At 76.4% G+C, this 18,134-nt stretch carries 21 protein-coding genes; 16 read left to right on the top strand and 5 right to left on the bottom strand.

Translation table 11 applies throughout. The annotated features are described in order from the left end of the window. The 7 genes from GTQ99_RS08585 to GTQ99_RS08555 all read left to right on the top strand — a co-directional run. Positions 1–257: glutaredoxin family protein (locus GTQ99_RS08585; protein WP_205707060.1), on the top strand; the 257-nt coding region annotated here is incomplete at its 5' end. 174 nt (positions 258–431) lie between these two features. Then, entirely contained in the window at positions 432–1,178 is a 747-nt protein-coding gene (locus GTQ99_RS08580; protein WP_338074843.1) for a redox-sensing transcriptional repressor Rex, read from the top strand. Then, positions 1,179–2,510 (top strand): glutamyl-tRNA reductase, encoded by a 1,332-nt coding sequence (locus GTQ99_RS08575; RefSeq protein ID WP_166615321.1) that lies wholly within the window; start codon positions 1,179–1,181, stop codon positions 2,508–2,510. Next, positions 2,507–3,499 (top strand): hydroxymethylbilane synthase, encoded by a 993-nt coding sequence (gene hemC / locus GTQ99_RS08570; protein ID WP_166615320.1) that lies wholly within the window; start codon positions 2,507–2,509, stop codon positions 3,497–3,499. Before GTQ99_RS08575 ends, hemC begins: the two co-directional genes overlap by 4 nt. Further along, a complete protein-coding gene (locus tag GTQ99_RS08565) occupies positions 3,496–5,298 on the top strand; it encodes a bifunctional uroporphyrinogen-III C-methyltransferase/uroporphyrinogen-III synthase (protein WP_338074841.1) in 1,803 nt (600 codons plus the stop codon). Before hemC ends, GTQ99_RS08565 begins: the two co-directional genes overlap by 4 nt. Before the next feature lie 23 nt (positions 5,299–5,321). After that, positions 5,322–6,302 (top strand): porphobilinogen synthase, encoded by a 981-nt coding sequence (gene hemB, locus GTQ99_RS08560; RefSeq protein ID WP_166615319.1) that lies wholly within the window; start codon positions 5,322–5,324, stop codon positions 6,300–6,302. Between the two features lie 152 nt (positions 6,303–6,454). Beyond that, on the top strand, positions 6,455–7,630 hold the full coding sequence (locus tag GTQ99_RS08555) for an aldose epimerase family protein (RefSeq protein ID WP_166615318.1): 1,176 nt from the start codon (positions 6,455–6,457) through the stop codon (positions 7,628–7,630). A gap of 153 nt (positions 7,631–7,783) precedes the next feature. Here the strand turns inward: GTQ99_RS08555 and GTQ99_RS08550 are convergent, their stop codons facing one another. Then, positions 7,784–8,065: a hypothetical protein gene (locus GTQ99_RS08550; protein WP_166615317.1), complete on the bottom strand. Its 282-nt coding sequence runs from the start codon at positions 8,063–8,065 to the stop codon at positions 7,784–7,786. 174 nt (positions 8,066–8,239) lie between these two features. Between GTQ99_RS08550 and GTQ99_RS08545 the strand changes: the two genes are divergently transcribed. The 9 genes from GTQ99_RS08545 to GTQ99_RS08505 all read left to right on the top strand — a co-directional run bounded on the left by GTQ99_RS08545 (position 8,240) and on the right by GTQ99_RS08505 (position 15,696). Next, on the top strand, positions 8,240–8,689 hold the full coding sequence (locus tag GTQ99_RS08545; RefSeq protein ID WP_166615316.1) for a helix-turn-helix domain-containing protein: 450 nt from the start codon (positions 8,240–8,242) through the stop codon (positions 8,687–8,689). A gap of 5 nt (positions 8,690–8,694) precedes the next feature. Beyond that, entirely contained in the window at positions 8,695–9,126 is a 432-nt protein-coding gene (locus tag GTQ99_RS08540) for a VOC family protein (RefSeq protein WP_166615315.1), read from the top strand. A 112-nt stretch (positions 9,127–9,238) separates the two neighbouring features. Beyond that, positions 9,239–10,597 (top strand): glutamate-1-semialdehyde 2,1-aminomutase, encoded by a 1,359-nt coding sequence (gene hemL, locus GTQ99_RS08535; RefSeq protein WP_166615314.1) that lies wholly within the window; start codon positions 9,239–9,241, stop codon positions 10,595–10,597. Further along, positions 10,594–11,238, top strand: a complete 645-nt coding sequence (locus GTQ99_RS08530; RefSeq protein WP_166615313.1) for a histidine phosphatase family protein — start codon at positions 10,594–10,596, stop codon at positions 11,236–11,238. Before hemL ends, GTQ99_RS08530 begins: the two co-directional genes overlap by 4 nt. Before the next feature lie 5 nt (positions 11,239–11,243). Further along, positions 11,244–11,879 carry a TlpA family protein disulfide reductase gene (locus tag GTQ99_RS08525; protein ID WP_338074838.1) on the top strand — a complete coding sequence of 212 codons (636 nt, stop codon included), beginning with the start codon at positions 11,244–11,246 and terminating at the stop codon, positions 11,877–11,879. Further along, the gene (locus GTQ99_RS08520; RefSeq protein WP_166615311.1) at positions 11,876–12,619 is read left to right on the top strand and encodes a cytochrome c biogenesis protein CcdA; all 744 of its coding nucleotides are present in this window, start codon (positions 11,876–11,878) and stop codon (positions 12,617–12,619) included. The genes GTQ99_RS08525 and GTQ99_RS08520 overlap by 4 nt, the downstream gene beginning before the upstream one ends. A gap of 2 nt (positions 12,620–12,621) precedes the next feature. Beyond that, positions 12,622–14,373, top strand: coding sequence for a cytochrome c biogenesis protein ResB (resB, locus tag GTQ99_RS08515; RefSeq protein WP_166615310.1), 1,752 nt, complete (start codon positions 12,622–12,624; stop codon positions 14,371–14,373). Beyond that, entirely contained in the window at positions 14,370–15,383 is a 1,014-nt protein-coding gene (ccsB, locus tag GTQ99_RS08510) for a c-type cytochrome biogenesis protein CcsB (protein WP_166615309.1), read from the top strand. The genes resB and ccsB overlap by 4 nt, the downstream gene beginning before the upstream one ends. Positions 15,384–15,387: 4 nt before the next feature. After that, positions 15,388–15,696 carry a DUF4229 domain-containing protein gene (locus GTQ99_RS08505; protein ID WP_166615308.1) on the top strand — a complete coding sequence of 103 codons (309 nt, stop codon included), beginning with the start codon at positions 15,388–15,390 and terminating at the stop codon, positions 15,694–15,696. A 35-nt stretch (positions 15,697–15,731) separates the two neighbouring features. Here GTQ99_RS08505 and GTQ99_RS08500 read toward each other — a convergent pair whose 3' ends face one another. From GTQ99_RS08500 to GTQ99_RS08485, 4 genes are all read right to left on the bottom strand, one after another. Continuing rightward, on the bottom strand, positions 15,732–16,025 hold the full coding sequence (locus GTQ99_RS08500; RefSeq protein ID WP_166615307.1) for a hypothetical protein: 294 nt from the start codon (positions 16,023–16,025) through the stop codon (positions 15,732–15,734). A gap of 25 nt (positions 16,026–16,050) precedes the next feature. Further along, positions 16,051–16,947, bottom strand: a complete 897-nt coding sequence (locus tag GTQ99_RS08495) for a 1,4-dihydroxy-2-naphthoate polyprenyltransferase (RefSeq protein ID WP_166615323.1) — start codon at positions 16,945–16,947, stop codon at positions 16,051–16,053. Positions 16,948–17,076: 129 nt separating this feature from the next. Beyond that, a complete protein-coding gene (locus GTQ99_RS08490) occupies positions 17,077–17,352 on the bottom strand; it encodes a PLD nuclease N-terminal domain-containing protein (RefSeq protein WP_166615306.1) in 276 nt (91 codons plus the stop codon). Between the two features lie 24 nt (positions 17,353–17,376). After that, positions 17,377–18,134 (bottom strand): AMP-binding enzyme (locus GTQ99_RS08485; protein ID WP_420814530.1); only part of this gene is annotated, 758 nt, incomplete at its 5' end.

The raw sequence follows: 18,134 nt of genomic DNA, 5'->3' as shown, positions 1-18,134 counted from the left end.
GCCTCGTGCTGGTCTCGCGGGTGGGCTGCCACCTGTGCGACGAGGGCCGCGAGGTCGTGCGCGAGGTGGCCGGGCGGACCGGCACCGCTTGGGCGGAGGTCGACGTCGACGCGGACCCCGACCTGCTGCGCCGCTTCTCCGACCGGGTGCCCGTGGTGCTCGTCGACGGCGCCGAGCGCGACTTCGGCCGCCTCGACGCGCAGCGGCTGCAGGACGCCCTGGCCGGCCGGCGCTGGTGGCGGCGCCGCGCGCGGTGACCCGGCGGCGACCCGGCGGCGACCCGGCGGCGGGTGCGGGGGAGACCCTCGTCACGCCGACGGCGCACGACTTTGTGCATGGGTTCACAAGAGCCTAGGCTGCTGCACGCAGGAGCAGCGGCCCGGGGGTGCCCGGGCCGGGAGAACGCGTGCGAGGGTGCGGGTCTGACCGCTGTGGACGAGGACGAGGTGGGGACGGTCGACGTCCCCGAAGCGACCGTGGCCAGGTTGCCGCAGTACCTGAGGGCCCTGTCGGCGTTCGCCGACGCGGGCGCGCGCACGGTCTCGTCGGAGGCGCTCGCGGAGGCCGCCGGCGTCGGCTCCGCGAAGCTGCGCAAGGACCTGTCCCACCTGGGCAGCTACGGCACCCGGGGCGTGGGCTACGACGTGGAGCAGCTGCGTCGCCAGATCGCCGACAGGCTGGGGCAGACCACGAGCTGGAACGTCGTCATCGTCGGCATCGGCAACCTCGGGCACGCCCTCGCCGGCTACGGCGGCTTCGCCTCCCGCGGCTTCCGCGTCGTGGGCCTCTTCGACGACGGCCCGCAGGTGGTCGGCGAGGTCGTCAGCGGCCTGCCGGTGCGCCCGCTGGAGGAGCTCGGCGAGGTCCTGCGCCCCGGCGAGCCGACCATCGGGGTGCTGGCCGTGCCCGCCGAGCACGCCCAGGGCGTCTGCGACCGCCTCGTGGCCGCCGGCGTCACCAGCGTCCTCAACTTCGCCCCGACCGTGCTGCGCGTGCCCGCCGGGGTCGACGTGCGCAAGGTCGACCTCGCCTCGGAGCTGCAGATCCTCGCCTTCCACGCCCAGCGCAAGGCCACCCGCGCGGTGGCCCCCCTGCCCGCGCCCGCGGCGCCCGCCGCGGCGCCGCTGCCGGTGCACCCGCTCGACGCGGTCCGCCCCCGGGTCGGGGAGGTGGTCTGAGTGGCGCTGCTCGTCGTGGGCCTGTCCCACCGCACCGCCTCCCTGGAGGTCCTGGAGCGCGCCTCGCTGGACGCGGCGGCCGCGCGCGAGGTCGTCGCCGACCTCACCGCCTCCCCGCACGTGGAGGAGGCCTTCGCGCTGTCCACCTGCAACCGCGTCGAGCTGTACTGCGAGGTCAGCCGCTTCCACGGCGGCGTCGCCGACGTCGGCGACGTGCTGTGCCGGCGCATCGGGCTGGGCGTGGACGAGCTCGGCGAGCAGATGTACGTGCACTACGAGGACGCCGGCGTGGAGCACCTCTTCCGCGTCGCCTGCGGCCTGGACTCGATGGCCGTCGGCGAGAGCCAGATCCTCGGCCAGCTGCGCGGCGCCCTGCACGACCTGCACGAGCGCGGCCGCACGGGCAGCCCGCTGGACCGGCTGCTGCAGACCGCGCTGCGGGTGGGCAAGCGGGCGCACTCGGAGACCGGCCTGGACGCCGCGGGCGCCTCGCTCGTGGACGCCACCACCGCGCGCGCCGAGGGCGTGCTCGGGCCGCTGCCGGGCCGGCGCGCCCTCGTGGTGGGCGCCGGGGCCATGAGCGCCCTCGTCGCCACGACGCTGGCCCGCGCGGGGCTGGACGTCGTCGTCGCCAACCGCACCCCCGAGCGCGCGCGGCGGCTGGCCGGCGCCGTGGGCGGGCGGGCGGTCGGCCTGGACACCCTGCGCGCCGAGGTGGCCGCGGCCGACCTCGTCGTCAGCTGCACGGGCGCGGTCGGGCACGTGCTCGACGTGGCCACCGTCGCCAGCGCGCTGCTGGACCGCCCGCAGCGCCCGCTCGTGCTCGCCGACCTGGCGCTGCCGCGCGACATCGCCCCCGACGTGGCGACCCTGCCCGGCGCGCACCTGGTCGACCTGGAGGGCCTGGGCGCCGACCTGGCCAGCTCGGCCGTCGCCGAGGACCTGCGCTCGGTGCGGGCCATCGTCGCCGAGGAGGTCGCCGCGCACGCCGCCTCGCTGCGCGCCGCCGACGTCGCCCCGACGGTCGTGGCGCTGCGCGCCCAGGCCCGCCACGTCGTGGACACCGAGATGCGCCGCCTGGCCGGGCGGGTGGAGCTGGACGAGGCCACCCGCGCCGAGGTGGACCGCGCGGTGCACCGCATCGTGGAGAAGCTGCTGCACACCCCGACCGTGCGGGTGAAGGAGCTCGCCGAGTCCCCGGGCGGGGTCGGCTACGCGGCCGCCCTGCGCGCCCTGTTCGACCTGGAGGTCGGCGCGCCCGGCCGCTCCGCGCTGCCCGGTGACGCGCCGCTGTCCGGCACCGTCGCCGAGGCCGTGGGACGCCTGTCGTGAGGGCGCTGCGCCTGGGCACCCGCCGCAGCGCGCTGGCCACCACCCAGAGCGGGTGGGTGGCCGACCTGCTGCGCCGCGGCGGGCACGAGGTCGAGCTCGTGGAGATCACCACCCACGGCGACGTCTCGCGCGCCCCGCTGGCCACCATCGGCGGCACGGGCGTCTTCGTCTCCGCGCTGCGCGAGGCGCTCGTGGCCGACGGCGTCGACCTGGCGGTGCACTCGCTGAAGGACCTGCCGACCTCGCCGGCCGACGGCCTCGCGCTGGCCGCCGTGCCCGCGCGCGAGGACCCGCGCGACGTGCTCGTGGCCTCCGGCGGGCGCACCCTGGCGCAGCTGCCCGCCGGCGCCCGCGTCGGCACCGGCTCGCCGCGCCGGCGCGCGCTGCTGCAGGCGCTGCGCCCGGACCTGGAGGTCGTGGCGGTGCGCGGCAACATCGACACCCGCATCGGCCTGGCCACCTCCGGCGAGCTGGACGCCGTCGTGCTCGCCGCGGCGGGGCTGGCGCGCACCGGCCGCCTGGCGGAGGCCACCGAGGTCTTCGACGCCGACGTCTTCGTGCCCGCACCGGGCCAGGGGGCGCTGGCCGTGGAGTGCCGCGCCGACGACGCCGAGGTGGTCGCCGCGCTGGCGGCCCTGGACTCGCCCGCGGACCGGCTGGCCGTCGCCGCCGAGCGGCAGGTGCTCTCCGGCCTGGAGGCCGGCTGCTCGGCCCCGGTGGGCGCGCACGCGCGCGCGCTGGAGGGCGAGCTGGACCTGCGGGTCGTCGTCCAGGCCCCCTCGGGCGAGCTCGCGCGCCGCGCGGTGCGCGCCCCCGCCGCCGACGAGGGGGCCGCGCGCGAGCTCGGCGCCGCCGTCGCGGCCGACCTGCTGGCCGCCGTCTTCGGCGGCCGCAGCCCCCGCGCTCCCGCCGCCGCCGGTGGCACCCAGGACCACCCCCAGGACCGTCCGGACGACGGTCCACGTCCCGACTCGGAGAGTGGCTCGTGAGCACGACGACGAACAGCCCTGTGGTCGACGCGTCGGTGGACGCGGCGATCGACGCGCCCCAGGTCGAGGTCCTGGCGGAGGCGAGCGCGGCCCCCGCCGTCGACGTCGCGCCCGTCCTCGACGCGACCGACGCCGTCGTCACCAAGCCCAGGCGCTCGCCCGCCCGCGCGTCCCGCACGGGCGCGGAGGGCTCCGCCCGCGGCTCGGCGGCCGAGAGGGCCGTGGGCCACGTCTCCTTCGTCGGCGCGGGCCCGGGCGACCCGGGGCTGCTGACGCTGCGCGCCGTGGACCTGCTGGCCGCCGCCGACGTCGTCGTCCTCGACCAGGGCAGCCGCGAGGACCTCGTCGCGCGGCACTGCCGCCCGGGCGTGGAGGTCGTGGACGCCGCGTCCGGCGACGACGGGCAGCCGATGACGCGCGCCGCCCGCGCCAAGCTCGTCGTCAAGGCCGCCCGCACCGGCGGCCGCGTGGTGCGCCTCATGGACGGCGACCCCTCGACGTTCACCGGCCTGGTCGACGAGATCGCCGCCTGCCGCAAGGCCGGCGCCCCCTTCGACGTGGTGCCCGGCGTGTCCGCGGTCAACGCCGTCCCGACGTACGCGGGCGTGCCGATGACCACCCAGCACACCAGCAGCGTCAACGTCGTCCACCCCGCGGGCCGCTCGCTGGACTGGTCGCGGCACGTGGACAAGGACTGCACGGTCGTCGTGCTCGGCACCGGCGACGACATCGCCGCGGCCGCCGCGGGCCTGCTGGGCGCCGGGCGCGCCGCCTCGACGCCGGTGTCGCTGACCTCCTCGGGCACGCTGACGACGCAGTCGACGACCACCACCACGCTCGGCGAGCTGGAGCCGATCGCGACGGCCATCGACGGCTCGCCGACGACCGCGGTCATCGGCTCCGTCGTCTCGCTGCGCGAGCAGGCCAGCTGGTACGAGACCAAGCCGCTGTTCGGCTGGCGGGTGCTGGTGCCCCGCACCAAGGAGCAGGCCGGCGGGGTCACCGCCAAGCTGGCCGAGCACGGCGCCGTCGCCGAGGTCGTCCCGACCATCTCGGTGGAGCCGCCGCGCACGCCGCAGCAGATGGAGAAGGCCGTCAAGGGCCTGGTCACCGGCCGCTACGAGTGGATCGGCTTCACCTCCGTCAACGCGGTGCGGGCGGTGCGCGAGAAGTTCACCGAGTACGGCCTGGACGCCCGCGCGTTCTCCGGGCTGAAGGTCGCCGCCGTCGGCGGCGTCACGGCCGAGGCGCTGCGCGAGTGGGGCATCGAGCCGGACCTGGTGCCCGAGACCGAGCAGTCGGCCACGGGCCTGCTGCAGGCGTGGCCGCCCTACGACGACGTGCTGGACCCCATCAACCGGGTGTTCCTGCCGCGCGCCGACATCGCCACCGACACCCTGGTGGCCGGTCTGCAGGAGAACGGCTGGGAGGTCGACGACGTCACGGCCTACCGCACGGTGCGCGCCGCGCCGCCGGCCGCGCCGGTGCGCGACGCCATCAAGACCGGCGCCTTCGACGCGGTGGTGTTCACCTCCAGCTCCACCGTGCGCAACCTGGTCGGGATCGCGGGCAAGCCGCACCCGTCCACCGTCGTGGCCTGCATCGGCCCGGCCACCGCCAAGACCGCCGAGGAGCACGGCCTGCGCGTCGACGTCCTCGCGGCCGAGCCCAGCGCCGACGCCCTCGTCGACGCCCTCGCGGGCTACGGCCAGGGGCTGCGCGCCTCGGCGATCGAGGCCGGCGAGCCGGTCCTGCGGCCCAGCCAGAAGAAGGCGTCCGCGCGCCGCCGCGCGCGCTGACGCACCCGAGCGAGGAGCCCGAAGTGGTGCAGCTGCCCGTCCGCCCCCGTCGCCTGCGCGCCACCCCGGCCATGCGCCGGCTGGTGACCGACGTGCGCCTGCACCCGGGCGACCTCGTCCTGCCCGTCTTCGTGCGGGAGGGGATCGACGCGCCGCAGCCGATCCGCACCCTGCCGGGCGTCGTCCAGCACACCCGCGCCTCGCTGGTGGCGACCGCGAAGGAGGCGGTGGCGGCGGGGCTGGGCGGGATCATGCTGTTCGGGGTGCCGGAGCACCTGGACGCCGTGGGCTCCGGCGCCGACGACCCCGACGGCATCCTCAACGTCGCCCTGAAGGACGTGCGCGACGCCGTCGGCGACGACATCGTCGTCATGGCCGACCTGTGCCTGGACGAGTTCACCGACCACGGCCACTGCGGGGTGCTGGACGCCGCCGGCCGGGTCGACAACGACGCGACGCTGGAGCGCTACGCGTCGATGGCGCTGGCCCAGGCGGCCGCCGGGGCCCACGTCCTGGGGCCGAGCGGGATGATGGACGGCCAGATCGGCGTCCTGCGCGCGGCGCTGGACGGGGCGGGCCACGAGGACGTGTCCCTGTTCGCGTACGCGGTCAAGTACGCCAGCGGTTTCTACGGCCCGTTCCGCGAGGCCGTGAACTCCCAGCTCAAGGGCGACCGCCGCACCTACCAGCAGGACCCGGCCGCGGGCGTCGCCGAGGCGCTGCGCGAGGTCCGCCTGGACCTCGACGAGGGCGCGGACATGGTGATGGTCAAGCCGGGCCTGCCGTACCTGGACGTGCTGCGCGCCGTCGCCGAGGTCTCCGACGTGCCCGTCGCGAGCTACCAGGTGTCGGGGGAGTACGCGATGGTCGAGTTCGCCGCGCAGGCCGGCGCGCTGGACCGCGACCGCGTCGCGCTGGAGTCGCTGCTCGCGCTGCGGCGCGCGGGCGCGCAGATCGTCCTCACCTACTGGGCGCTGGACGCCGCCCGCGGCTGGATCGGCTGAGACCCCGCCGGCGGGCCGGCTGACCGACGGGGCGCCGCCCCGCCCGCCACAGCAGCACCATTGACAACGTTGCACCCTCTCCGTAGTTTCCGGACCACTCCGCGGCGGCGCCTTCCGCCGCCCGAGCGACGGAGCTCATCGAAGGAGAGCGCATGTCCCCGAACCCCTCCCGGCGCAGCGTCGTGCTCGCCGGTGCCCTCGCGGGCGCGGCGGCCACGGTCGCCGGCGCCTCGAGCGCCTCGGCGTCCGCCGAACGCCTCGACCCGCAGCTGTCCGCCGAGCCGTGGGGCACCACGCCCGACGGCACCGCCGTCGAGCGCTGGACGCTCGTCAACGGCGAGGTGACCGCCCGGATCCTGACCTACGGCGGCATCGTCCAGAGCCTGGAGTTCCCCGACGCCTCCGGGCGCAGCACGAACGTCGTCCTCGGCTTCGACGACCTCGAGGGCTACCTCGCGGGCAACAACCCCGGCCCGTACTTCGGTGCGCTCATCGGCCGCTTCGGCAACCGCATCGCGGAGGGCAGGTTCACCCTCGACGGCGTCGAGCACCAGCTGCCGATCAACAACGACCCGAACTCCCTGCACGGCGGGGACGACTCCTTCGACAAGCGGGTCTGGTCGGCGGAACCGGTGTTCGGCGCCGGCACCGTCGGGCTGAAGCTGTCGCTGGTCAGCCCGGACGGGGACCAGGGCTACCCCGGGACGCTGTCGGTGGAGGTCACCTACACCCTCGACCGGTTCTCGCAGCTGCGGCTGGACTACGTCGCGACGACGGACGCGGCGACGGTCGTGAACCTCACGAACCACTCCTACTGGAACCTCTCCGGCGAGGGGTCGGGGTCGATCTACGACCACGAGCTCACGCTGCGCGCGGACGCGTACACCCCGGTGGACGCGACGCTCATCCCCACCGGTGAGATCGCCCCGGTGGCGGGCACGCCGATGGACTTCCGCCGGCCCACGGCGATCGGCGCGCGCATCCGCGAGCCGTTCCAGCAGATCCTGTTCGGGCAGGGCTACGACCACAACTGGGTCCTGGACCGCGCCACGGACTCCGAGCTGGAGGAGGCCGCCGTCCTGCACGACCCGGCCAGCGGGCGCACGCTGACGATCTCGACGACCGAGCCCGGTCTGCAGTTCTACTCGGGCAACTTCCTCGACGGCACGCTCGTCGGCACCGGCGGGACGGTGTACCGCCAGGGCGACGGGCTGGCGCTGGAGACCCAGCACTTCCCGGACTCCCCGAACCAGCCGGACTTCCCCTCCACCGTGCTGCGCCCGGGGGAGGAGTACCGGACGACGACGGTGTTCGCGCTCTCGCGCTGAGCCGCGCCGACGGCACCGGCCGCACGCACGACCGCCGCGCGCCGCGGGGAACCCCCCGGGGCGTGCGGCGGTCGTGCGCTCGAGCAGTTCCGCTGAGCGTTCAAGCGGTTCTCCGCGCGGCCCCCGGCGCCGGTGCCGGGCGGGCGCGGTGGGTCAGAGGGTCACGTGCTCGGCGACGAACCCGCCGGGCGCGTTCGTGACCTGCCACACCCGCACGTCCTTGCCGCCGCCGTCCTCGCCGCCCTTCTCGTGCACCAGGGCCATGCCGTCGACGACGGTGCCCACCCCCACGACCTCGTGGTGGTGCGAGCCGAGGGTCAGCAGGAACGAGGTCTCGCCGCCGAACTCGTCGAGACCCGCCGGCGGGCCCCCCCTCACCTCGACGACGGCGTAGGGCTTGCCCGAGACGACCGGTTCGCTGCGCAGCTGGCTCATGGTTGAACTCCGCTCCTGGCGTGGTGCCGGGGTCCCGGCTGCTCGTAGTGTGGGGCACCCGCGGTCCGCGCAACAGGGGGTGCCGCCCCGTCACCCTGCGCCGCCGCCCCGGCCGCGGCCCCGCGCCGCGGCCGGGGGGTTGTGCCGGCCGCCCCCGGGCGGGAACCTGCGGGGGTGGCACCGCACCGCGAGGACCTCGTGCGGCTGCGCCGCGTGCGCGACCGCGTCGACCGCGACTTCGCCCAGCCGCTCGACGTCGCCGTGCTGGCGCGCCAGGCGTGCATGTCGCCGGGGCACTTCTCCCGCAGCTTCCGGGCGGCGTTCGGCGAGAGCCCCTACGACTACGTCATGACCCGGCGCATCGAGCGGGCCAAGGCCCTGCTGCGCCGCGGCGACGTCTCGGTCACCGAGGCGTGCTTCGCCGTGGGCTGCTCCTCGCTGGGGTCCTTCAGCACGCGCTTCACCCGCCTGGTGGGCGTGACGCCGAGCGCCTACCGCGCGCTGGACCACTCCGCCGCCGCGGCGATCCCGGCCTGCGTGCTGCGCCGGGCGGCCAGGCCGGCCGGGGCCCGTGGACCGGTCAGGATCGGAGAAGCGCCGGCGCCCGGCCGGCTCCTAGCGTGAGGGGCATGCTGACGCTCTCCGACTGCACCGTGACCGTCCACGACCACGACGAGGCCCTGGCGTTCTACCGCGACGCCCTCGGCTTCGCCGTCACCCAGGACGTCTCCTACGAGGGGATGCGCTGGGTCAGCCTCACCCCGCCCGGCCGGCCGGGGCCGCGCCTGGTGCTGGAGCGGGCGGCCTCCACGCCCGACGCCTCCCCGGCCGACCGCGAGGCGCTGGCCGACCTGCTGGCCAAGGGCCTGCTCTCGCGGCTGATCTTCACGTGCGACGACGTCGACGCCCTCTTCGACCGGCTGGTGGCCGCCGGGGCGGAGATCACCTCCGAGCCCGCCGACCAGGACTACGGCGTGCGCGACTTCGGCGTGCGCGACCCCTCGGGCAACCAGCTGCGCTTCAACCAGCCGGTCGCCGCGGCCGCGGCCCCGGTGGGCTGAGCGCCCCGCGGGCGGCGGTGCGGCGTGAGGTCCGTCACGCCGCACCTCCGACACGCCGTCGTAGGGCCCCCTCGGGAGTCCGGAACCGCCGGAGCTTGCGACACTGGTACCCGTGACCGCGCCGACGCCCGTCCCGACGACCCCCTCCCCGGACCCCGCCGCACCCACCTCGGCCGCGCTCTTCCAGCGGGCGGGCCGGGTGATCCCCGGCGGCGTCAACTCCCCGGTGCGCGCCTTCCGCGCCGTCGGCGGCACGCCGCGCTTCACCGCCTCCGCCCGCGGCCCGTACCTCACCGACGTGGACGGGACCGAGTACGTGGACCTGCTGTGCTCGTGGGGGCCGATGATCCTCGGGCACGCCCACCCCGAGGTGCTGGAGGCCGTGCGCGCGGCCGCCGCCGACGGCTTCTCCTACGGCACGCCCACCGAGCGCGAGGTGCTGCTCGCCGAGGAGATCGTCGCGCGCGTGGAGCCCGTCGAGCAGCTGCGCCTGGTCAGCTCGGGCACCGAGGCCACGATGAGCGCCATCCGCCTGGCCCGCGGCTTCACCGGCCGCCCGGTCGTCGTGAAGTTCGCCGGGCACTACCACGGCCACGTCGACGCGCTGCTGGCCTCCGCCGGCTCGGGGCTGGCCACCTTCGCGCTGCCGGACACCCCCGGGGTGACCGGGACGGCGGCCGCGGACACGATCGTCATCCCCTACAACGACCCCGAGGCGCTCGCGGAGGTCTTCCGCGTGCACGGCGAGCGCATCGCCTGCCTCATCACCGAGGCGGCCGCGGGCAACATGGGCGTGGTGCGCCCGCAGCCGGGCTTCACGCAGCTGCTGCGGCGCACCACCCGCGAGCACGGCGCCCTGCTCGTCTCCGACGAGGTCATGACGGGCTTCCGGGTCAGCGCGGCCGGCTGGTACGGCTTCGAGGGCCTCGGCGCCGAGCACGCCCCCGACCTCATGACCTTCGGCAAGGTCATGGGCGGCGGCTTCCCCGCCGCGGCCTTCGGCGGGCGCGCCGACGTCATGGCGCACCTGGCGCCGGCCGGGCCCGTCTACCAGGCGGGCACGCTGTCGGGGAACCCCGTCGCCACGGCCGCCGGGCTCACGACGCTGCGGCTGTGCACGCCGCAGGTGTACGCGGCCGTCGACCGCGCCGCCGCCACCGTGCGCGACGCCGCCGGCGCGGCGCTGGCCGCGGCCGGCGTGCCGCACGTGGTCAACACCGCCGGCTCGATGTTCAGCCTCTTCTTCACCGACCAGGAGCAGGTGCGCACCTACGACGAGGCCCGCCGCCAGGACCTCGGCGCCTTCCGCGCCTTCTTCCACGCCATGCTCGAGCGCGGCGTGCACCTGCCGCCCAGCGCCTTCGAGGCGTGGTTCCTGTCCGCCAGCCACGACGAGGAGGCCCTCGGGCGCGTGCTGGAGGCGCTGCCGCACGCCGCCCGCGCCGCGGCCGCCGGGGCGGGGTCGCTGTGAGCGGGCCCCGCACCGTCGTCCACCTCGTGCGCCACGGCGAGGTGTGGAACCCCGAGCGCGTCCTCTACGGCCGCCTGCCCGGCTTCCGCCTCTCCGAGCGCGGCCGGGCGATGGCGCAGCGGCTGGCCGAGCACTTCGCCGACCACGACGTCGCCTCCGTGACGGCCTCGCCGCTGCAGCGCGCCCAGGAGACCGCCGCGCCCGTGGCCGCCGCGCACGGGCTGCCGCTGGGCACCGAGCCCCGGATCATCGAGGCCGGCAACAGCTTCGAGGGCCGGCGCGTCACCACCGGCCCGGGCTCGCTGCGCGACCCGCGCGCGTGGCCGCGGCTGTGGAACCCCCTCCGCCCCAGCTGGGGGGAGCCCTACGAGCAGCAGGTCGCCCGCGTCAGCGCCGTCGTGCGCGACGCCCGCGACGCCTTCCCCGGTCGTGAGTCGATCCTCGTCAGCCACCAGCTGCCCGTGTGGGTCACCCGCCTGCGCGCCGAGCACCGCCCCCTGGTGCACGACCCCCGCCGGCGCGAGTGCGCGCTGGCGTCGGTGACCTCCCTGGAGTTCGTCGGCCGCCGCCTGGTGCTGGTCTCCTACGCGGAGCCGTGCGCCGACCTGCTCGTGGGCGCCGACCCGGTGCCGGGGGCGTGAGGGCGGTGGCAGCGGCGCGCCGCCGCACCGTCGTGGCCGCCGCGCTGGCGGCGCTCGCGCTGGGGGGCTGCTCCAGCGGCGACGGCCTGCCGCAGACGCAGGGCGCGAACTACATCGAGGGCGACGGGACCGTCGTGCGCACGCCGCCGCAGGAGCGCGGGGAGCCCGTGGACTTCACCGGCACCACCGTCGACGGCGCGCCGCTGCGGCTCAGCGACCACCGGGGGGACGTCGTCGTCCTCAACACCTGGTTCGCCGGCTGCTCGCCGTGCCGCAAGGAGGCCCCCGACCTGCAGGCGGTGTGGAGCGAGTACGCCGAGCGCGGTGTGCGGTTCGTCGGCATCAACACCGACGACACCGCCGAGGTGGCCGCCTCCTTCCAGCGCACCTTCGCCATCACCTACCCCTCCGTGCTCGACGCGGGCTCGGGGCAGGCGGTGCTCGCGCTGCGCCGCTACGCCCCGCAGGCCACGCCCACGACCCTCGTCCTGGACGCCGAGGGCCGCGTCGCCGCGCGCGCCTCCGGCATCGTGCGGGCCGCCACGCTGCGCGGGATGCTCGACGACGCCGGCGCGCTGCCCGCCCCGGCCGCGGCCACCGGTGGGCAGCCGAGCGGGCAGAGCGGCGAGCAGCCGGCGTGAACCTGCCCGAGTACGTGCAGAGCGGGCCGCTGCTGCTGGCGGTGCCGCTGGCGGCGCTGGCCGGCCTGGTCTCGTTCCTGTCGCCGTGCGTGCTGCCGCTGGTCCCCGGCTTCCTCGCCTACGTGACGGGGCTGACCGGCGGCGACCTCGCCGCGCAGCGGCGCGGGCGGATGTTCCTCGGCTCGCTGCTGTTCGTCCTCGGCTTCTCCGTCGTCTTCGTCCTCATCAGCTTCGTCGCGGGCTCGGCGGGCGACGCGCTGCTGGAGCACCGCGACGTGCTGCAGCGCGTCCTCGGCGTCGTCGTCGTCCTCGGCGGGCTGCTGCTGCTGTTCTCCCCGCTGTGGGCCCAGCGCGAGCTGAAGGTGCGCTGGCGGCCGCGGGCCGGCCTGCTCGGCGCCCCGGTGCTCGGAGCGCTGTTCGGCATCGGCTGGACCCCCTGCATCGGGCCGATCTTCGCGGCGATCTCGGCGATGGCCTTCACCACCGGCAGCGCGGACCGCGCCACCGGGCTGGGGCTGGCCTACTGCCTCGGCCTGGGGGTCCCCTTCATCCTCGTCGCGCTCGCCTACGGCCGCGGGATGCGCGTGCTCGGGGTGCTGCGCCGGCACCGGGCGGCGATCGACCGCTTCGGCGCGCTGCTGCTCGTCGCCATCGGCCTGCTGCTCGTCACCGGCCGCTTCCTGCCCCTGGTGAGCTGGCTGCAGTACCACCTCGTCAACGACTACCAGACGGTGATCTGAGCATGGCCCGCACCGACGAGACGCACCTGGACGACCTGCGCGACGAGTACCGCGACGCCGGGCCGCAGGCCCCCGCGCGTCCGCGCCGCCCGCGCCGGCGCGGGGACGCCGAGCTGGCGGCGCCGCTGGCCCCGCTGGAGTTCGCCCGCTACTGCTGGCGGCAGCTGACGAGCATGCGCACCGCGCTGTTCCTGCTCATGCTGCTGGCCGTCGCCGCCGTGCCCGGCTCGACCTTCCCGCAGCAGAACAACGACCCCGCGGGCGTCGCGCAGTGGGTGGTGGACCACCCCACCGCCGGCCCGTGGGTGGAGCGGCTGCAGGGCTTCCACGTCTACTCCTCCGTCTGGTTCTCGGCGATCTACCTGCTGCTGTTCATCTCCCTCGTCGGCTGCGTGCTGCCGCGCGCGGGGGTGCACCTGAAGGCGCTGCGCTCGCGGCCCCCGCGCACCCCGGCCCGCCTGGAGCGGCTGCCCGAGCACCGGGAGGCGGAGCTGGCCGCCGCCCCCGGGCAGGTGCTGGAGGCCGCCCGCGCGGTGCTGGCCGGCCGCCGCTTCCGCACCCAGGCCCGCGACGGCTCGGTGGCCGCGGAGAAGGGCCACCACCGCGAGAGCGGCAACCTGCTCTTCCACCTGTCCCTGGTGGGGCTGCTCGTGGCCGTCGCCTCCAGCTCGCTGTTCTCCTACTCCGGCCAGCGGCTGGTCACGGTGGGCGGCACGATGGTCGGCACGACCTTCGACAGCTTCAGCGGCGGGGTCGGCACCGACCAGTCCGACGTGCCGCCCTTCACGCTGAGCCTGGACGCGATGGACGTCTCCTTCGAGGCGCAGCAGACCACCCAGATCGGGGAGCCGCGCAGCTTCGCCGCCGACGTCACGCTCACCGACGAGCCGGGGGCGGCGCCGCGCCGGGAGACCATCCGGGTCAACCACCCCGCCAAGGTCGGGCACACGCAGGTCTCGCTGTCCGGCAACGGCTACGCCCCCGTCATCGTCGTGCGCGACGGGGCGGGCAACGTCGTGCAGGACGGCCCGACGCCGTTCCTGCCGCAGACCGCCAACTACGACTCCACCGGTGTCGTCAAGGTGCCCGACGCCCTCGACGCCGGCGGCGCCCCGGTGCAGCTGGCCCTGCAGGGCGTCTTCCTGCCCTCGGCCACGACCGACGCGAGCGGCGCGCCGGTCTCCGGCTTCCCCGACCTGGCCAACCCGGTCCTCGTCATGCAGGTGTGGACCGGCGACCTCGGCCTGGACGACGGCGTGGCGCAGAACGTCTACACCCTGGAGACCGAGGGCATGCGCCAGGTGCTCGACGACCAGGGCCGGCCGGTGCCGCTGCAGCTGGCGCCGGGCCAGACGGTGCAGCTGCCGGACGGGCTGGGCTCGGTGACCTTCGAGCGCGTCGAGCGCTTCGCGTCCTTCGACGTGCGCTCCACCCCGGGCCAGAGCGCCGCGCTGGTCTTCGCCCTGCTGGCCACCGCCGGCCTGGTGATGTCGCTGTTCCTGCCCCGGCGCCGGGTGTGGGTCAAGGCGCTGCCGGGCGCCGCCGGCGGCAGCCGCGTGCAGGTGGCCGGCCTGGCCCGCGGCAACGACGCCGGCCTGGCCGACGAGGTGGACGGCGTCCTGGCCCGGCTGCGCGCGGCCGTCGGCGAGCCGCAGCGGGCGCCGGAGCCCGGGCCGGGGCCCGGGGAGTCGCCACCACCCCCGCCGGTGGGGGACCATGAGCAGCCAGTGCACGCTCCCGAGGAGAGACCGTGACCGTCGACGAGAACGTCGCAGGGATCAGCAACGTCCTGCTCTACGGCGCCATGAGCGCCTACCTGTTCTCCTTCATCGCCTACGCCGGCGACCTCGCCGACGGCGCCAAGGAGATCAGGGCCCGCGACGCGCGGGCCGCCGAGCGCGCGGCGAGCACCGCCGCGCTCGGCGGCGGCGGCGCGGGCACCGCGACCACCACGGCGCTGCGGGAGCCGCTCGTGCGGCGCCGGCGCGCGGCCGCCGTCGGCACCTCGCTGTTCGCCGTCGCGGCGCTGCTGCACCTGGGCTCCGTCGTGACCCGCGGCATCTCGGTGCACCGGGTGCCGTGGGGCAACATGTTCGAGTTCGCCCTCACCGGCTCGCTCGTGGTGGCCGTCGGCTACCTGGTGGCCGTGGCCCGCGCGCAGCGCGCCGGGCTGGGCGGCGGGCGCGACGCGCGCTACCTGGGCACCTTCGTGGCCGGGCCGGTGCTGGCGACGCTGGGCATCGCGCTGCGCAGCTTCTACGTCGAGGCCGCGCAGCTGGTGCCCGCCCTCGACAGCTACTGGCTGATCATCCACGTCTTCGTCGCGATCCTGGCGACCGCGCTGTCCACGCTCGGCTTCTCGGCGACCGTCCTGCAGCTGGTGCAGGAGAAGCGCGACCGGGTCGCGGCCGCCGGCGAGCGCGCCGGCGGGGTCTTCATGGACGCCCTGCCCGGCTCCGCGGAGCTGGAGCGCACGGCCTTCCGCCTCAACGCCGTCGCCTTCGTGATGTGGACCTTCACCCTCATCGCCGGCGCGGTCTGGGCGCAGGTCGCCTGGAACCGCTACTGGAACTGGGACTCCAAGGAGGTGTGGACGTTCGTCATCTGGGTCGTCTACGCCTGCTACCTGCACGCGCGCGCCACGCGCGGCTGGGACGGCAAGCGCGCGGCCTGGCTGTCCGTCCTCGCCTTCGCCTGCATGCTGTTCAACTACCTCGTGGTGAACATCTTCTTCCCCGGCCTGCACTCCTACGCGGGGGTGTGACGAGATGGGACCGACGCCCGTGGGCATGACCCTGCGCTACACGACGATGCGCCTGGGCATCTTCGTCCTGTGCTTCATCGGCATCCGCGCCCTGGGTGCCGATCCGTGGCTGGCGCTGCTGCTGGGCGCGGTCGTCTCGGTGCTGCTGTCGCTGGTGCTGCTGCGCAAGCAGCGCGAGCAGATGGCGCTGGCGCTGCAGGCCCGCGTCGACGCGCGCCTGCAGGCCCGCGCCGGCGGGTCCGGGCCGGCGCCGAGGTCGCGCTTCGCCCGCGGCGTCGACGCCGACAACGACGCCGAGGACGAGCAGCGCTGACGACCGCGCGGCGCCCGGGAGCGGGCGCCCGCGGCTCAGTGCAGCGCGACGCTCGGCAGCAGCTCGGGGCGCTCGCGGTCGAGGGCGGTGAGGTCGATGACCTCCGGCACGGCCGGGCGGTCCCCGTCGGCCTCGGCCGAGTCGGCCGCGCCGACCAGCAGCTCCAGCACGCGCCGCACGAGGAAGGGCTCCTCGGTGTCGGTGACCTGCAGGCGCTCCAGCAGCAGCGGGTCGGAGACCACGACGTGCTCGGAGCGCCGGCCGCCGCTGGTCGTCAGGACCGCCGCGTAGCGGTGCTCACCGTCGGCGCTCACGTCCACGTTCCCCATGGGGCGCACTCTGGCGGCTGGCCGCTCAGAGCGCCAGTCCGAGGGCCAGCAGCGCCCCCGCCACCAGCTCCAGCTGCCCGGTGTCCTTGAGCACGGGGACCAGGTCGCGGCCCGTGGCGCCGCCCAGGACGGTGCGCAGCGGCCGCCGGGCCAGCACGCCGGCCGCCAGCACGAGCAGCGCCCACGGGTGCCACGGCGCGGTCGCGAGGGCTGCGGCGAAGGCGCCGGCGACCAGGGCGGCGAACAGCCGCCGGGTCCGCCGCTCGCCCAGGCGCACCGCGAGCGTGCGCTTGCCGGCGAGCGCGTCGGTCGGCACGTCGCGCAGGTTGTTGGCCACGAGGATCGCGCAGGCCAGCAGGCCCACGCAGAAGGCGCCCGCCAGCGAGGTGCCGTCGACGCGGCCGGCCTGCACGTAGGTGGTGCCCATCACGGCGACCAGGCCGAAGAAGACGAAGACGAAGACCTCGCCGAGCCCGGCGTAGCCGTAGGGGCGCTTGCCGCCGGTGTAGCACCAGGCCGCCGCGACCGCCGCGGCGCCCACGAGCAGCAGCCACCAGGCCCCGGACAGCGCCACGACGACGAGCCCGGCCAGCGCCGCCACGGCGAAGCAGGCGAAGGCGGCGTCGCGCACGTGGTGCGGCTGCGCGGCGCCGGAGCCGACGAGGCGGAAGGGGCCCACGCGGTCGGCGTCGGTGCCGCGGATGCCGTCGGAGTAGTCGTTGGCGTAGTTGACGCCCACCTGCAGGGCCAGCGAGACGAGCAGCGCGAGCACCGCCGGGACCCAGCGGACGCCGTCGAGCGCGGCCGCCGAGCCGGTGCCCACGAGCACGGGGGTGATCGCCGCCGGCAGCGTGCGGGGGCGGGCGGCGGCCACCCACTGCGCCGGCGTGGCGCGCCGGCCGGGCGGTGGGGAGGACGGCAGCAGCAGCGGCTCGGCGGGGTGCTCGCTCGGGCGGTCGGCGGGGCGTTCAGCGGGGTCGGACACGAGCGTCCATCGTGCCAACCGCGCCGGCGCGCGGCCGGGCGGGGTCCCCGGGCCGCCGGGGGAGGCTCACAGGCCGCGCAGGAAGTCGTCGTCGTCGTCCGGGCCGCGGGGAGCCTGGCGGGGCCGGCCACCGGGGCCGCGGCCGACGCCCCGGGCACCGGCGCCCAGCGGGCGGCCGGCGATGACGTAGGCCAGGCCGCCGGCGAGGGGGAAGAAGAGGACCAGCAGGATCCACGCCCACTTCGGCAGGCTGCGCACCTCGCCGTCGGGGGACTGGACCACGCTCACCAGGCAGTAGACCGTGAACGCGAGCAGCAGCAGGGTCGGCAGCACTCGCACCATGCCCCATCCTCTCACCGCGCGCGCTCAGCGCGCGGGCGGCACCCCCTCGGCGAGCGCGCGCAGCCGCGCCCGGTCCGGCTTGCCGGGCCCGCGCAGCGGCAGGGCGTCGAGCACGAGCAGCTGGCGGGGGGCCGCGTGCCGGGCCAGGACCGCGCCGACGTGCGCGCGCACCTGCTCCAGCGTCGGCGCCCCCGGGCCCGCGGGGACGACGGCGGCCACCAGGCGCTGGCCCCACTGCGCGTCGTCGACGCCGACGACGGCGACCTCGGCGACGCCCGGCAGGCTCGCGACGGCCTCCTCCACGAGGGCCGGCGCCACCTTCAGCCCGCCGGTGCTCACGAGGTCGTCGACCCGCCCGAGCACCCGCACGGGCGCGCCCCCGGGCCCGGGGCCCAGGGCGGCGGTGTCGTCGGTGCGGAAGCGGCGCAGCACGCCCGCACCGCCCGGGCCGGGGACGGCGGCGAAGGCGGGGTGGCCGGGTGCCCCGCGGTAGCCGCGGGCGACGACCGGCCCGGTGACCACCAGCCGCTGCTCCTCGAGGCTGCAGCCGACCCCGGCCAGCGGGACGCCGTCGTAGACGCACCCGCCGCACGTCTCCGAGGAGCCGTAGGTGGTCACGACGCGCACGCCGGCGGCGCGGGCGCGCGCCAGCAGCGGGGCGGGGGTGGCCGCCGCGCCGACGAGCACGGCCGCGTGGACGCGCAGCGCGGCGACGGCCTCCTCGCCGGCGTCGAGCAGGCGCACCAGCTGGGTGGGCACCAGGGAGGTCAGCAGGCGGGGGG

This window comes from Kineococcus vitellinus, assembly GCF_009906315.1.
Classification (GTDB): domain Bacteria; phylum Actinomycetota; class Actinomycetes; order Actinomycetales; family Kineococcaceae; genus Kineococcus; species Kineococcus vitellinus.
The sequence above is the reverse complement of the archived record's forward strand: the minus strand, read 5'-3'. Positions and strand labels throughout refer to the sequence as shown.